Source organism: Microbacterium sp. NPDC064978, assembly GCF_044543605.1.
Lineage (GTDB): Bacteria > Actinomycetota > Actinomycetes > Actinomycetales > Microbacteriaceae > Microbacterium > Microbacterium meiriae.
In genome coordinates this window covers 330387-344234 of the sequence record NZ_JBITWF010000003.1, presented here as the reverse complement: position 1 = coordinate 344234, position 13848 = coordinate 330387, and the positions used below count along the sequence as shown (strand labels likewise).

The 13848-nt window shown below is 67.2% G+C and carries 14 protein-coding genes, 1 tRNA gene and 1 pseudogene; 4 read left to right on the top strand and 12 right to left on the bottom strand.

Annotated elements, in window-relative coordinates; all coding sequences use genetic code 11:
• Positions 1-47 precede the first annotated feature (47 nt).
• From ACIGJI_RS11725 to ACIGJI_RS11690, 8 genes and pseudogenes are all read right to left on the bottom strand, one after another.
• Positions 48-120 (bottom strand) — tRNA-Thr (locus ACIGJI_RS11725).
• Between the two features lie 69 nt (positions 121-189).
• A complete protein-coding gene (locus ACIGJI_RS11720; RefSeq protein ID WP_268776730.1) occupies positions 190-1743 on the bottom strand; it encodes an alpha/beta hydrolase in 1554 nt (517 codons plus the stop codon).
• The gene (locus tag ACIGJI_RS11715) at positions 1740-2897 is read right to left on the bottom strand and encodes a DNA polymerase III subunit delta' (RefSeq protein WP_187662107.1); all 1158 of its coding nucleotides are present in this window, start codon (positions 2895-2897) and stop codon (positions 1740-1742) included. Before ACIGJI_RS11715 ends, ACIGJI_RS11720 begins: the two co-directional genes overlap by 4 nt.
• A gap of 83 nt (positions 2898-2980) precedes the next feature.
• The gene (gene tmk / locus ACIGJI_RS11710; RefSeq protein ID WP_363447204.1) at positions 2981-3610 is read right to left on the bottom strand and encodes a dTMP kinase; all 630 of its coding nucleotides are present in this window, start codon (positions 3608-3610) and stop codon (positions 2981-2983) included.
• Entirely contained in the window at positions 3607-6486 is a 2880-nt protein-coding gene (topA, locus tag ACIGJI_RS11705; protein ID WP_363447206.1) for a type I DNA topoisomerase, read from the bottom strand. The genes tmk and topA overlap by 4 nt, the downstream gene beginning before the upstream one ends.
• 78 nt (positions 6487-6564) lie before the next feature.
• Positions 6565-6894 (bottom strand): helicase, encoded by a 330-nt coding sequence (locus ACIGJI_RS11700; protein ID WP_187662110.1) that lies wholly within the window; start codon positions 6892-6894, stop codon positions 6565-6567.
• A complete protein-coding gene (locus ACIGJI_RS11695; RefSeq protein ID WP_268776727.1) occupies positions 6894-7187 on the bottom strand; it encodes a TadE family type IV pilus minor pilin in 294 nt (97 codons plus the stop codon). Before ACIGJI_RS11695 ends, ACIGJI_RS11700 begins: the two co-directional genes overlap by 1 nt.
• Before the next feature lie 62 nt (positions 7188-7249).
• Positions 7250-7354, bottom strand: a pseudogene (locus ACIGJI_RS11690) (DUF4244 domain-containing protein); the annotation flags it as partial.
• Between the two features lie 223 nt (positions 7355-7577).
• Here ACIGJI_RS11690 and ACIGJI_RS11685 point away from each other — a divergent pair.
• Together ACIGJI_RS11685 and ACIGJI_RS11680 are read left to right on the top strand one after the other, a co-directional pair.
• Complete coding sequence (locus ACIGJI_RS11685; protein ID WP_366244016.1) at positions 7578-8288, top strand: hypothetical protein; 711 nt, start codon at positions 7578-7580, stop codon at positions 8286-8288.
• A gap of 45 nt (positions 8289-8333) precedes the next feature.
• Positions 8334-8792 (top strand): helix-turn-helix domain-containing protein, encoded by a 459-nt coding sequence (locus tag ACIGJI_RS11680; protein WP_366244018.1) that lies wholly within the window; start codon positions 8334-8336, stop codon positions 8790-8792.
• 99 nt (positions 8793-8891) lie between these two features.
• Here the strand turns inward: ACIGJI_RS11680 and ACIGJI_RS11675 are convergent, their stop codons facing one another.
• Positions 8892-9536, bottom strand: coding sequence for a hypothetical protein (locus tag ACIGJI_RS11675; protein ID WP_366244020.1), 645 nt, complete (start codon positions 9534-9536; stop codon positions 8892-8894).
• A 26-nt stretch (positions 9537-9562) separates the two neighbouring features.
• Positions 9563-9934, bottom strand: coding sequence for a helix-turn-helix transcriptional regulator (locus tag ACIGJI_RS11670; protein WP_396667029.1), 372 nt, complete (start codon positions 9932-9934; stop codon positions 9563-9565).
• Here ACIGJI_RS11670 and ACIGJI_RS11665 point away from each other — a divergent pair.
• A complete protein-coding gene (locus ACIGJI_RS11665) occupies positions 9903-10121 on the top strand; it encodes a hypothetical protein (protein ID WP_366244136.1) in 219 nt (72 codons plus the stop codon). The genes ACIGJI_RS11670 and ACIGJI_RS11665 overlap by 32 nt on opposite strands.
• 419 nt (positions 10122-10540) lie before the next feature.
• Positions 10541-11503: a hypothetical protein gene (locus ACIGJI_RS11660; RefSeq protein WP_366244021.1), complete on the top strand. Its 963-nt coding sequence runs from the start codon at positions 10541-10543 to the stop codon at positions 11501-11503.
• Positions 11504-11512: 9 nt separating this feature from the next.
• On the opposite strand, the gene ACIGJI_RS11655 is transcribed toward ACIGJI_RS11660, so the two are convergent.
• Both ACIGJI_RS11655 and ACIGJI_RS11650 read right to left on the bottom strand, forming a co-directional pair.
• Positions 11513-12460, bottom strand: a complete 948-nt coding sequence (locus ACIGJI_RS11655; RefSeq protein ID WP_366244023.1) for a hypothetical protein — start codon at positions 12458-12460, stop codon at positions 11513-11515.
• Positions 12447-13295, bottom strand: a complete 849-nt coding sequence (locus ACIGJI_RS11650) for a hypothetical protein (RefSeq protein ID WP_366244025.1) — start codon at positions 13293-13295, stop codon at positions 12447-12449. The genes ACIGJI_RS11655 and ACIGJI_RS11650 overlap by 14 nt, the downstream gene beginning before the upstream one ends.
• Positions 13296-13848: the final 553 nt, after the last annotated feature.

Sequence of the window (13848 nt, the reverse complement as noted above, 5' to 3'; positions counted from 1 at the left end):
GAGACGAGGAAACCCCCGGGACCACGAGGGTTCCGGGGGTTTTCCTGAGCCGCTTGTCAGAATCGAACTGACGACCTTTTCATTACGAGTGAAATGCTCTGCCGACTGAGCTAAAGCGGCGTGCGACGCGTGAGCGGCGCGATCACCGATATTACCCTGTCTCGCGCTCGCTCGCGAATCGAGGCGCGCTCACTCGCAGCGCAGGCCGTCCTCCGGCACCACGTCTTCCAGCAGGAAGGCCTCCACCGCGTCATCCACGCAGACGTTGCCCTTGTTGTAGCCGGTGTGTCCCTCGCCCACACGGGTGATGAGGACGCCCTCGGAGAGCTGGTCGGCGAGCGACTCCGACCACTCGTACGGGGTCGCGGGATCGTTGGTGGTGCCGACGACGACGATGGGACCCGCGCCTTCCGCGGTGATCTTCTCGCGGGTGCCGGTGGGCGGATACGGCCACACCTCGCACGGGTCGGGTCCCGACCAGTACGGAGCGATGGTCGGCGCCCCCTCCGCGATCTTCTTCTCGGTGGCCGCCTCGGCCGCAGGGTCGTCCTCGACCGGGTAGTCCATGCAGTTGTACGCACGGAAGGCCTCGGTCGAGTTGTCGATGTAGGTGCCGTTCTCCCGACCGTTGTAGAAGTCGGCGAGGCGGAAGGCCGTCGACGGGTCGCCCTGCAGCGCCTCGTCCAGGGCCTGGGTCAGGATCTCCCAGCTGTCCTCCGAGTACAGCGCCGCGATGATCGCCGTCATCAGGGCGTCGGCGCCCATGAGCCGGCCGTCGCCGTTCTTCAACGGCGTGCGGTCCGCGCTCGCGAGCAGGGCGCCGAGATCGGCCATCGCCTCGTCGACCGTCCCGCTGAAGGGGCAGGAGCCGGAGTCGAGGCAGTTCTGCATGTAGGCCCGCAGTGCCGACTCGAAGCCGAGTGCCTGCGTGGCGCCGACGTCGAGACCGGGGACGGAGGGGTCGATCGCCCCGTCGAGCACGAGCCGTCCGGCCTTCTCCGGGTAGAGCTTGGCGTAGGTCGCGCCGAGGAACGTGCCGTACGAGTACCCGAGGTAGTTGAGCTCCTTGTCGCCGAGGACGGCGCGGAGGAGGTCCATGTCGCGGGCGGCGTTGACCGTGGTGATGTACGGCAGGATCCCCTGGCTGTTCGCGTCGCACGCCTCTCCGAAGGCGCGAGCGGAGTCGAGCAGCTCGGACTCCCACTCCGGGGTGCCCCGCGGCGCGGCGGGGATGCCGTAGAGGTAGTCGTCCATCTCCTTCGCGTCGTAGCAGGTGACGGCGGTGGAGGCCCCGACACCGCGGGGGTCGAAGCCGATCACGTCGTAGTTCTCGATGAGCGCCGGGCCGACCGCGTAGTCCAAGCTGCCCTGGATGAGGTCGACGCCGCTGGAACCGGGTCCTCCGGGGTTCGTGAGCAGCGAGCCGACAGCCTCGCCCTCGGCGCGGTGCCGCACCACGGCGAGCTCGATCTCTCCCACGCTCGGGTCCTCCCAGTCGAGCGGGGCGGTGACGGTGGTGCAGTCGAAGCCCTGGCCGCACTCTGTCCAGTCCAGCTCCTGGGAGTAGTAGGGCAGGAGTTCTTCGGCGACGCCCTCGGTGTCCGGCGTCTTCTCCACGGCCGGCTTCGAGGACTGCTCCGGGATCATGGCGTAGAGGCACCCGGAGAGCGCGACCGAGGCGGCGGCCAGACCGGCGATGAGCGCCGCGGAGCGACGGAGGCGGGGCAGGGATCGAGTCTTCACGGTTTCCTCCCGCTCGTGACGGTCACGAGCAAACTCTCGAGCGCGAGCAGGGGGGCGACGTTGCGCTCCAGCGCCTCACGGGTCTCGGCCAGGTGGTCGAGCACGACGAGCGTGCGCTCCACGCTCCATGCGGACGCGAGCCCGGCCAATTCGGCATGGAGCTCGCGGTTGATGAGGTCGTCTCCGCGACCGTACTGCAGCATCACGACGTCGCGGAAGAGCGACTGGAGGTCGGTGAGGACGCGATCGATACCGTCCCGCAGACTCCGCGTGGCCCGCTTCTTCTGATCGTCCTCCAGTGCCGACACCTGAGCGCGCAGCGCCGGAGGCACCGCCTGACCCTCGGCGACCCCCACGGTGCGCAGCAGGGCGGCGCGTTCGGCCGCGTCCCGCTCGGCGGTGAGGGCCTTGGCGTCTTCCGTCGCCGCTTGGATGATGCGCCCGGCGACCTCGACGGCGTCGTTGACCCCGCGCACCCCCATCACGGCACGGAGCGTCTCGTCGCGGCGTCGGCGCGCGGCATCGTCTGTGGCCAGACGCTGAGCCATGCCGATGTGCCGCTGCGCGTGTCGGGCGGCCTGCTCGGCGACCGCCTCGTCCACACCCGTGCGGAGGCTGATGAGGCGGGACACGTCCGCCACGTCTGGTTCGCGGAGACGGAGCGACCGCACGCGCGACCGGATCGTGGGGAGGAGGTCGGCCTCACTCGGCGCGCACAGGATCCAGACGGTCTGCTCCGGCGGTTCCTCCAGCGCCTTGAGCAGCACGTTGGAGGTGCGCTCCACCATCCGATCGGCGTCTTCCACCACGATGACCCGGTAGCGACCGGCGGACGGGGCGAAGTAGGAGCGTTCGACGAGGGCGCGCGCCTCGGCGATGGTGATGATCACCTTGTCGGTGCGCAATGCGGTCACATCGGGGTGCGTCCCGGCGAGGACCTGCCGCATCGTGGCCTCGTCGTCGGGCCCCTCGGCGATGAGCGCGGCCGCGAAGGCATAGGCGAGCGTCGATCGCCCGGACCCCGGAGGGCCGGTGATCAGCCAGGCGTGCGAGAGTGCGGCCGGATCGGATGAGGCGGAGCGCAGCGTCTCGACGGCGGCTTCCTGCCCCCAGACGTCTGCCCACGGAAAAGGCGGGGCGAGGGTCGAGGGCATGCACTCAGCCTAATCGGCACCGCCGACGCTCCCACCACCCGGCGACTCCGCGTCCGTCCGGATGACGATGTCTCCGGGGAGGATCAGTCGAAGAATGCGGAGACCCGGGCGCGGATGCGGTCGGCGATGCGCTCGGGTGCGTCCGCGGCATCGATCACGAGGAACCGCCCAGGCTCCGCGCGGGCCAGGTCGAGATAGGCCTCGCGCACGCGGGAGTGGAAGGCCTCCTTCTCGGCCTCCAGCCGGTCGAACGGCTTGTCGGCCGAATCGAGGCGCATGCGCGCGGTGGCCGGATCGAGGTCCAGCAGGACGGTGAGATCCGGAAGAGCCCCTTCGGCGGCCCAGAGCGACAGGTCGCGGATCTCCGTGGCGTCCAGAACACGTCCGGCGCCCTGGTAGGCCACCGAGGAGTCGAGGTAGCGGTCCTGCAGCACGATCTCACCGCGAGCGAGTGCGGGTCGGACGACCGTGGCGACGTGGTGTGCGCGGTCGGCGGCGTAGAGCAGCGCCTCCGCACGCGGGGCGATGTCGCCGCGGTGGTGGAGCACGATGTCGCGGATGAGCTGCCCGACCTCGGAACCTCCCGGCTCCCGGGTGCGCACGACCGTCTGACCGCTCTGCTCCAGCCAGGTGGCCAGGAGGTTCGACTGGGTCGTCTTCCCGGAGCCGTCCCCGCCCTCCAGCGTGATCCAGAGGCCGGAGCCTGCGGTCACGAGTCCGCCTTCTCTGCCGCCTTCGCCGCCGCGTTCGCCGCCCGGGTCGCCGCCGCCTTCTTCGCCGCCGCCGAGCGGGCCGCGGAGGTGGTCGACGTCTTCGCCGTGGACTTCTTCGCGGTGGAGGCGGCCGTCTTCGCCGGAGCCTTCTTGGCTGGAGCCTTCTTCGCGGGGGCCTTCTTGGCCGGTGCCTTCTTGGCCGCTCCACGCTTGGGCGCCGGACCCTTGGCGCGCTTGTCCGCGAGCATCTGCACGGCGATCTCGAACGTGATGTCGTCCGGGGTCTGTCCGCGCGGGATCGTGACGTTCGTCTCACCATCGGTGACGTACGGCCCGAACCGGCCGTCGCGCACACGGATAGGCTTGCCGCTCACCGGGTCGGCGTCGAACTCGGCCAGCGCGCTCGACGCCCGGCGGGCGCCGTACTTGGGCTGCTGGTAGATCTCCAGTGCCTGCTCCAGAGTCACGTCGAAGATCTGCGACTCGCTCTCCAGTGACCGGGAATCGGTGCCCTTCTTCAGATACGGACCGAAGCGCCCGTTCTGCGCGGTGATCTCGTCACCCGTCTCCGGGTCGACGCCGACGACGCGGGGCAGGCTCAGCAGCTGCAGTGCGGTGTCGAGGTCGATCGTGTCCACCGACATCGAGCGGAACAGCGAGGCGGTGCGGGGCTTGGGCGCTGCTTCCTTCTTCGCGCCGCGCTTCCCCTTCGCGCTGGGTGCCTGAGCCTGTCGAAGGTCGACGACCTCACCGGTGGCCTCGTCGACGGCGGCATCGTCGGAGACCGGATCGTTCTCCTGCACGTAGGGACCGAAGCGGCCGTCCTTGACGACGACGACCTTGCCGTTCTCCGGGTTCACGCCGAGGACGCGGTCACCGGCGACCGGCGCATCGATGAGCTCCTGGGCCTTCTCCGGCGTGAGCTCGTCGGGCGCGAGGTCTTCGGGGACGTTGACGATCCGCGGCTTGGCCTCCGGATCCTTCGGGTCCGCCACCTCGAGATAGGGACCGTACTTGCCGAAGCGGAGAGTCGCGGTGTCGGTGATCCGCGTCGAGTTCAGCGCCCGGGCGTCGATCTCCCCGAGGTTGTCGACGACCTGTCGGAGCCCCACGTGCGAGTCGGAGCCGAAGTAGAACGACTTGAGCCACTCCACGCGGTTCTGCTCGCCGCGTGCGATGGTGTCGAGATCGTCCTCCAGCGCGGCGGTGAAGTCGTAGTCGACGAGCTCGGCGAAGTGCTCCTCGAGCAGACGCACCACGCTGAACGCGAGCCATGTCGGCACGAGGGCCTGACCACGCTTGACCGCATACCCGCGATCGAGGATGGTCTCCGGGATCGTGGCGAAGGTCGACGGACGGCCGATGCCCTTCTCCTCGAGCACCTTCACCAGCGAGGCCTCGGTGTAGCGCGGCTTCGGCGTGGTGCGGTGCCCCTTCGCCTCCGCGGCGGACACGGCCAGCTCATCCCCGACGGAGACCGCGGGCAGGGACTGGTTCTCGGCGGCGTCCGCGTCGCTGCGCTTCTCGTCACGCCCCTCCTCGTACGCCTCCAGGAAGCCCTTGAAGGTGTAGACGGTGCCCGAGGCGGTGAACTCGGCGGTCTGGCCGTCCGCCTCGACCGCGATGGTGACGGTCGTCGTCTCGTACTTCGCGTCCGACATCTGGCTGGCGACGGTGCGCTTCCAGATGAGGTCGTAGAGCCGCTGCTCCTCGCGGTCGAGCTCGCCGGACAGCGAGGACGGCGTGCGGAAGTTCTCCCCCGAGGGACGGATCGCCTCGTGCGCCTCCTGGGCGTTCTTGCTCTTCGACTTGTACACGCGCGGCTTCAGGGGCACCGCGCTGTCGCCGTAGAGAGCCACGGCCTGGCTCCGCGCCGCCTGCACCGCCTGGGTGCTCAGCGCCGTGGAGTCGGTACGCATATAGGTGATGTACCCCTTCTCGTAGAGGCGCTGGGCGACGCTCATCGCCTGCTTCGCACTCATCGAGAGCTTGCGGCCCGCCTCCTGCTGCATGGTGGAGGTGGTGAACGGCGCGTAGGGGCTGCGCGTGCCGGGCTTGGCCTCGACCTTGGTGACGGTTCCCGCCCCCGCGGCGTCGACGGCTCGCGCCAGGGCAGCCGCCTTGGCCTCGTCGAGGACGACGACCGCCTTCTTGAGCTTCCCGGTGTCGTCGAAGTCGGACCCCCGGGCGAGCTGTCCGCCGTCCACGCGCACGAGGCGGATGCGGAAGGAGGTGCCGGTCGCCGCGGCGTCGGCATCCACGTCCCAGTACTCCGCGGACACGAAGGCCATGCGCTCGCGCTCACGGTCGACGATGAGGCGCGTCGCGGCGGACTGCACCCGGCCGGCGGAGATCCCCGTCTTGACCTTGTACCAGAGCACGGGCGAGACGTCCCACCCGTAGAGGCGGTCGAGGATGCGCCGGGTCTCCTGCGCGTCGACGAGGGCATGGTCGAGCTCGCGGGTGTTGCCGACCGCGGCCTGGATCGCGTCCTTGGTGATCTCGTGGAACACCATGCGCTTGACCGGCACCTTCGGCTTCAGCGTCTCCAGCAGGTGCCAGGCGATCGCCTCGCCCTCGCGGTCCTCATCAGTGGCGAGCAGGACCTCGTCGGCGTGCTTGAGCGCGCGCTTGAGTTCGGCGACCGTCTTGGTCTTGCGGTCCGACACCACGTAGTAGGGGTCGAAGCCGTTGTCGATGTCGATGGAGTACTTGCCGTACGCCTTCTTGTCCTCGGCCGGGATGTCCTTCTTGTCGGCGAGATCGCGGATGTGGCCGACGGAGCTGAGCACCTCGTAACCGTCGCCGAGGTATCCCTGAATAGACCGCATCTTCGTCGGGGACTCGACGATGACGAGCTTCTTGCCTTCAGCCAAGGGGCGTCCTTTCTTCGAAGCACACCATACACACCGCTATTCGGGGTCGTTCACAGCGGGCGAGGGGTAAGGCCGCCGTCATGATTCCTCGGGTGGCCCGGCGCGGGCTCGGGAGACGGCGGCGAGTCCAGCGTACGCCGCCTCCACAGACACGGTCGCCACATACCCTTCCAGCGAACAGCTCGTCAACGCCGCCCCGCCTGCCGCGGCGACCCTCGCCGCGAGCGCGCACGGCTCATCCGCCGTCGCCACGGCACCGCTGGCGGCATCGGCCGCGGCGAGTGCGGCGGCGTCGGCCGCACCCGCCGCGCGCTGTGCCGTGACCGCCGCACCGCCCACCGCCGCGAGCCCGACGGACAAGGTCGCGCTCACGACGAGGAGGGCGGCCGCGAGCGCCGAGCCCGCCATCAACGGCCCCCATCGAGAGCGCAGCTCGAGGCGCGTAAGGGGAAGCTGATGACGGCGCCGACCGAGACCCGGAGCGTCGCCGTGGCGCACACCAGGTCCCCGGTGGAGGCGAACGAGGCCCCGGCGCCGGGGACCGCCGCGTGCACGATGCGCGCAGCCGTCGCCGTGTCCTCGCCCCGTCCGAGCAGGCGGGCTGCGTCCGCTGCCGCATCCTGGAGCGCCACCTGCCGGGACGCGGCCGCGAGAGCCCCGGCCCCGAGCAGCAGCACCAGCACGACGGCGGGCAGCGCCATGGCGAGCTCCGCCGCGACGGCGCCTCGTTCGCTCCCGCCCCGCGGTCGCTCGCGAGGGGCCGTCACGACACGGTCAGGGCGCGGCGGACAAGCCCCGTGAGGATGCCCCGCACCTCATCCGAGCGCATGATGGCCACCAGCAGTCCCGCGAACGCGACAGCGGCCATCGCCCCCGTGAGCAGAGTTACTCGCTCCTCCCGCCGTTCGAGTGGCAGATCGAGGCCGCGTGATGCGCTCTCTCGACGTGGTGACTTGTGCGTTGGGGTCTCGCACGGTTTTGTCGCGCCCGGAAATCTCCGCCAGCAACGGCTGACGGATCACCCAGGGCCAAACCCACCCAGGACAGCAGTCCGCCCAGGGCGAGGCACACCCAGAGAATCGAGATCCAAAATGACCATCAACACCGCACCCTTCGTGCAGACGTTCCTGACCTTCCGGCGTTCCCTGTCGCAGGCAGTGGACTTCCAGAACCCGAACTACACGAACTCCGCGATCCACCGCGAGCGGTTCACGCGGATCATGGAGGCCCGCGCCGTTCTGGCCGAGCAGATCCCCGACGCGAAGGACGCAGACGCCGACGCGCAGATCGCCGAGGTACTGGACGCGCTCGCCCCGAAGAACGGCGATGAGGTGGCGCTCCAGGAGGCGGAGTGGCGCAAGGTCACTGCTCTCCTGTCCGCGGGCCGGTCACTGGAGGCGCTCATCTTCGATGCGAACCCGCTGCGTCTGGCCGCGATCGCACAGTGGATCGAGGTGTCCGAGGAGGCGCTCGCATCAACCGATCCGGCCGGGGTGATCGCCGAGGTCCGCGAGCTGGTGTTCGAGCAGCTCATCGAGCGGGGCGTCCCGGCAGCGGTCCGTGTCCGCGACCTCACCGCTGACGCCAACCTCGTGTCGGCGTGGCGCGACCTGCTCACCGATACGCTGGAGGGCGCGGCTTCGCTCGGGACCATGTCGCGAGTGGCGCGGCTTGATCCCGAGGGCTACGCGGCGCTCAACATTGACGAGGGCCTGGAGAGGGACATCGAGATCGACTACCGCGTGCAGCAGCTGGACGGCCTGCGCCTCCGCCGCGATGCGGTGGCCGTGAAGGGCGTTTGAGTCATGGCGGCGGGCAGGCGCACGGCCCCGGAGGTCGAAGCGCAGGTGATCGAACTCGTGAAGGCGGGCAAGACCCGCCGCGAGGTTCACGAGGCGACGGGGGTGCACCCACGTGTGATTACTCGCATCGTGCGGGACGCCCCCGGCGTCGCCTTCGCCATGATCGGATCGGGTTCGTCGGGAACTCCCGAGGCGGCGGCGAAGGCTCGGGGCGTGCATAGCGAGTACGCGCGGAATCGTCGCGCGGCATTGTCAAACCGAATCCTCGATGCGACCGAGAAGACCCTCGATCTACTGGAGAACACGACGGCACCCCGAGAACGGCAGTTTCTGTCTCAGGCGCTGCGCAACCACACGGCGGCGTACGCGGATCTGACGGCGCAGGATGCGAAGGCGGCTCCGGATCTGACGGTGGTGGTTTCGATGTTTGACAAGTTCCTCGCTGGGGCTGAGGCGGTCGTCGCGATAGCCGAGCCAGCGCGACCCGGCCTCATACAAGGCTGACGCACCGCGGTCTTCCTTTGAACCGAGAAGGTCCGCCCCCTCACCGGAGTCGTCCGGCCTTCTCCATGTCCAGGAAGACCTAGCCGAAGCCCGCGCCATCTACTGAGGGAGGCCCTCTTCCGACAAGAACTCCGCGCTCTCGCGTTCCGCAGTCGCAATCAACTCTGTGAGCGCATCTTGCAATTTCTGCATCGCATCAGACCTATGCTCGGGCGAAGCTGCCATGTAGTCACCCAGCACACTAACGATTTGATCCATAGTGCGCAGCTGCACGTCTGAGTGCATTGGAGTCGTTGCTGTCAGCTTCCCGATAGCACTGACGACCGAGTGATCCACGTCCTTCGCGATTGTCGCCGCCTCGAACAGCCTTTGTGTGACTGAGGCCAGTGAGAGGCGGTAATGATCATGCCGACTACCGACCGGACCATGTGTGCGCCTGGCGTCGTAAACCGCTCGACAGGCGTTAGCAAAGTCGTGTACCGCCTCAAGAACGCTTGGCCACTCTGCCAGAATGCGTTCCTCGTACTCCCAATCCCGTTGCTCCTGCCGTTCGACGCGGCGGGCCTCGCGATCCATTTCGCGCTCGGCGACACGATCCAGTCGTTCCTGCTCCCTGTCTTGCGCACGATCCTCTCGCTCCCTTCTCCGCAGATCGAGCGAGAATAGCCAGGCTGCGGCAGCGCCAACCACAGCACCGCCAAGCGCACCCCACATTGTTGCCCAGAATGTGTCCCAGAACTCCATAATCGAACCCTACCGAGGACGTGCGGCTAGAGAACGGAAACTAGATCGCCGAGCGGGACATCGAACGCCTCGGCGATGCGGAACCACGATTCGAGACGACCATTGCTTTGGCCATGTTCCATCTCAATGAGCGTCCGACGGCTGACGCCTGATCGCTCCGCCAGTTCATCGTAGGACCATCCGCGCTCTTGCCGGAGTCGGGCGAGGGCGAGCCAGAGCGCCTCGAAGTTGGGCTCGCGCGTCGGATATGTCACGAAAACAGTCCAACGTGGCGTGGTGCATATCCACAGTGCGGAAACCTGCACTATCGTGCGGAAAGCTGCACTCCACTTCTGGGGGTGCGTGCTCAGCGAAAGGGACGAATGAATGATCAAGAAGACATCCGCAACACTAGCCATTGTGGTGCTAGCAACGATGGGGCTCACCGGATGCGGCGGAGGCGACGCGGAGGCGAAGAAGACCGAGGAGTGCATCGCGCAGTTGCAGCAGACGTTGAAGGAAGCTGGCAGCGACCGTGAACTTCGTGCCGACGAGAAGGAAGCGTGTTCCGATCCGAAGCAGCGCGAGTTCATCATGGAAGGGTGACGCTCCGCGCCCTTCCCTTGAATCGAGAAGGCCCGGCCCCCAAGCGGGCGTCGGGCCTTCTTCTTGTCCAGGAAGCCCCCACGGGAGGCCGGGACGATATGCGCGGCGCTAGTGCGGTCCCTGCTCGCAGATCGTACATACGCCCGGCGTCACGAGCCCCTCGTAGTAGGCGTGCTCGATCAGCGGCGCGTGACCCCACGCTTCAGTCTTGTGCGCTCTGCCCTGAAAGCACCGTCCGCAGCAGGAGTGACCGACCGCACGACTCAGATCCGGATTCTGGTGCTTGGTACACCCATCGGGCTGGTAGTGCTGGCAGGTCCAAGGACCGATCTGCGCCATGAGGACCTCCGGGAATAAGGCAACTTCGTTCGGTTAGCGTAGCCGTCGTAGACGATCTGCTCCCGTGCCAGAATTGCGGAATGAGTGATCCGTCGCCAAGTGGCGTCCGCAGGGTGCCACCAGAGTTGATTGGCGCGCTCTCGTCCATCTTCTTGAATGGCGACGGTCCGCCCGGCACAGCGATCGATGTTGCGATCAATACCGCCGGTCTCCAGGTGCCGCGTAACTCGCCGAACAAGGCTCAGAAGGTGCGCGACGCGTTTGAGCGTGCACACCCTGTTCGTGCTCGGAAACTCGTAGAGCAACTAGTCCATGTCATCAGGGACCGTGGCTTCATCGCCTTGCCTGCACGAGAGCAAGAGCTGCGACAGTTACAGGCGGCGGTCGACCTTGCGGGTGGGACCCTAACCGACCACGGATTCCTGACGTGGGATTCTGCCGGCGCGTCAGGCCCGGCAGCGGCTCCGACGGCTACCGCCGCCGCGACTCCAGCACCACCCACGCCGACGCCGGTGGTTGCAGTTTCGACGAGCACCGGTCAGGTCGCCTCGCGGCCTGGCGTGCAGTCGATGCCCCTGCCGACGCACGATCGGCTGCTGAACATACTGCGCCGGGTGCCCGCCGCCCTCAAGCCGCTGGTGGGTCCGCGACGCGTCGACCAGGTCTCCCTGGTCATGGCGAAGGAATATGACCTCCAGGACGCCGTCGAGAACGCGCTCCGCCTCGTGTACGACGACGTCCGCCCTGAGGAAACCGCGCCGACGTTCGCCGGGAGCGCGACGATCCCGGACTTCCTACTTCCCGATGTGCGCACAGCCATCGAGATAAAGGTGACTAGATCTGGTCGTCGGACGGTCGATCTGCGTAATGAGATCATCCTCGATTCAACGACCTACCTGACTCACCCGGACGTGCACCGCATGGTGTTCGTCGTCTACGACCTCGTCAACATGATCGACAACCCCGCCGGTTTCGAGCGGCAGCTAAGCACCCCGATTAACGACCATCCGCGTGACACGCTTGTGGTGGAGTGGCCGTACTAGGTCGTTCGATCAGGCCGTGCGCCGCGAGGAACGCGCCCACCACTCATCGACCGGAGGCTTAGAGTCGCTCGGGAGGATCTCCGAGTATTCGTTCTTGAACAGGTTGTTCACGGGTGGCATGTTGAACGAGCCATTGGCGTCGACCAGGAACCGATCGTGCCAGTCGCGTGCGCTGTCGACCCGCCACTCGACAGTGATCCCCTTGTTCGACATCTCCTGCTCGAAGCGCTGGAAGTCTTTGAAGCTACGCGGGGACAACACGTTGGGGGCGTCGCCCGAGATGATGCGCAGTTCCGTGACCTTCGACGGGTCGAGCTCGTCGGCGAGCTCCTCGAGTGCACGTGCACCGAAGTGCGGGTCGGCCCAGGTCACGACGCCGCTCTGGGTGCGAAGAACACGACGCAACCGGACCACGTTGGAGTATGGGGTGCGAGGCGAGATCATTGCCCCCAACGATCCGACCTCGCCCGCCTTCGCCGCACCCGGATCGTCGGGGACGAACCGGACCGTCTTCTTCTGGCGCGAGTAGACGACGACGCCGAGGTCGTTGAGCCAGCGAAAGGTGAGGCGGGCGTCGTCGGCGGTGAACGTCGGCGGCACGACGCGGTGAAGAGCGAGCAGGTGGACCGCACCGGACTCTGGGATGGGATCGGTGTTCCCGAGCTCCTGGCCGAGCACCTGAATGGGCAGGAGCGCGCGAAGCGCCTGCCCGAGCAGACGCTTCGTCGCCGGCTCGTCGTGCTGTACCCACGCTGCCCTGTAGAGGGCAAGCCCGGAGGCGGTGAGTCCGAGCGATCCACCGCCTCCGTTCGCCTCGACCAGACCGGTCAGCTCGAACACCCGCTGGACGTCATCCGAAACCACGTCGCCGTTGCCGACGCCGAAGTTCCGGATGCCGTCGAGCAGCTGGGGCTGACTGGCCCGGAAGATCAGCTGGCCGTCATCACTCGGACTCACTGGCGTCTTCTCCGTAGCCGAGAGCGTTGAGCACCTTCACGGCGTCGTCCGCAGCCCACTCCGTCATGTCGATCCTGACCTTCACGGTGACCGGCGAACCGCCCACCGCCAGCGCCGCCGGCGCAGGGATGCTCACCGTGACGGGCTGAGCAGGAGGCTGAATCTCGGGCACCGAGGGAGCGGGAGCAGCAACCGGTGCCGGCTGGCCTGCAGGAGCAGCCGCGCTCTCGACCTCAGTATCATCGTCGGGTTCGGCATCGGGGTCGACCTCGGCTCCGTCGGCGGGAACCGACACGCCAGCGAGCGACACGTGGCCGTCTGCGTCGACCAGTCCGGCGTACCGCGCGCTCTGAACGAATGCGTTTGCCGCCGTCACGGCGTCGGCGTTCGACAGTTCGTACTCGAACTCGATGTCGCTCGCCAGCAGCGCGATGGGAGGGAGCTCCCCGCCGTCTGCGCGCTCCAAGAACTTCTGGTATGCGGGAATGCTGAGCACCGCTTCCCGCAAGCCCTTGGTGTGTCGCTCGACATCGGCCGAGTTCGCGATCGCGATTCCGATAGGACTCAGCTTGAAAGCCGAGCCGCGCTCGATCACGTTGAAGGCGCGCAGCGCGGCGACGCGCTTCTGCCATGCGCCACCGCTTGCCTTGGCATCCTGCTTGCCGGTGATCGCGCGAGCGACCGTGACGGGCGCGGCTTCGCCACGACGAGCGACCTGCCAGATCGCGTTAACCGATGCCTCGATCGTTTCGAGCGCCACTCGCGGGACTCCGTTGCGCGAGCGAAGCTTCTTGGCGGCTTCGCTCGCACCCTCTTCGGTCACTTCTTCGGCCATGGTTTGGCCTCCTCTCGGTGTTGGTGTATCGAAGGCTAGCACCAAACCGCGGTTTTCGAGCCCAATTCGGAAGAAAACCTGGAGGCTATTTTTGAGCAATGGAGGGAGTGTCAAGACGCGCTCTACAGGGAGCCGATGCGAAGCACATGAAAATCCCTGATCAAAAGATAATTCGTCGGCAGCTTAATCGGCCGTGCAGACGCCCTCTCCGCGTCCTCCTATTTCATGAAACGACTTAGCGAGTCGACACCTAGGGCTGGGGGCGGCATCAGGTGGCGGTCCGCCTCGCGGATACGACGAAGCCCCGGCTTCAAGGCCGGGGCCGCGTCGTGCACACAACAGGTGACGGGAACCACCCGGCGGGGAGTCAACCAGGCGTGATAGACGCTCGCAATCTTGACTCAGAGTCATGCAGCAGACTCCCAGCTGAGAAGCTACATCCACCCGGATTCTCTATGGTTTTATCGGAAGCGCACACAACAGAAACAGCGCCTACGACCAAAGAGAACGAAGCCCGGATGACGCGGGTTAGAAAGACCGGCCAAGCCCTAGG

Coding starts and splice junctions, on each gene's coding strand:
- ACIGJI_RS11715 (WP_187662107.1), bottom strand. CDS start 2,897: ATGCCCTCGACCCTCGCCCCGCCTTTTCCGTGGGCAGACGTCTGGGGG.
- ACIGJI_RS11700 (WP_187662110.1), bottom strand. CDS start 6,894: ATGGCGGGCTCGGCGCTCGCGGCCGCCCTCCTCGTCGTGAGCGCGACC.
- ACIGJI_RS11695 (WP_268776727.1), bottom strand. CDS start 7,187: ATGGCGCTGCCCGCCGTCGTGCTGGTGCTGCTGCTCGGGGCCGGGGCT.
- ACIGJI_RS11685 (WP_366244016.1), top strand. CDS start 7,578: ATGACCATCAACACCGCACCCTTCGTGCAGACGTTCCTGACCTTCCGG.
- ACIGJI_RS11675 (WP_366244020.1), bottom strand. CDS start 9,536: ATGGAGTTCTGGGACACATTCTGGGCAACAATGTGGGGTGCGCTTGGC.
- ACIGJI_RS11665 (WP_366244136.1), top strand. CDS start 9,903: ATGATCAAGAAGACATCCGCAACACTAGCCATTGTGGTGCTAGCAACG.
- ACIGJI_RS11670 (WP_396667029.1), bottom strand. CDS start 9,934: ATGGCTAGTGTTGCGGATGTCTTCTTGATCATTCATTCGTCCCTTTCG.
- ACIGJI_RS11660 (WP_366244021.1), top strand. CDS start 10,541: ATGAGTGATCCGTCGCCAAGTGGCGTCCGCAGGGTGCCACCAGAGTTG.
- ACIGJI_RS11650 (WP_366244025.1), bottom strand. CDS start 13,295: ATGGCCGAAGAAGTGACCGAAGAGGGTGCGAGCGAAGCCGCCAAGAAG.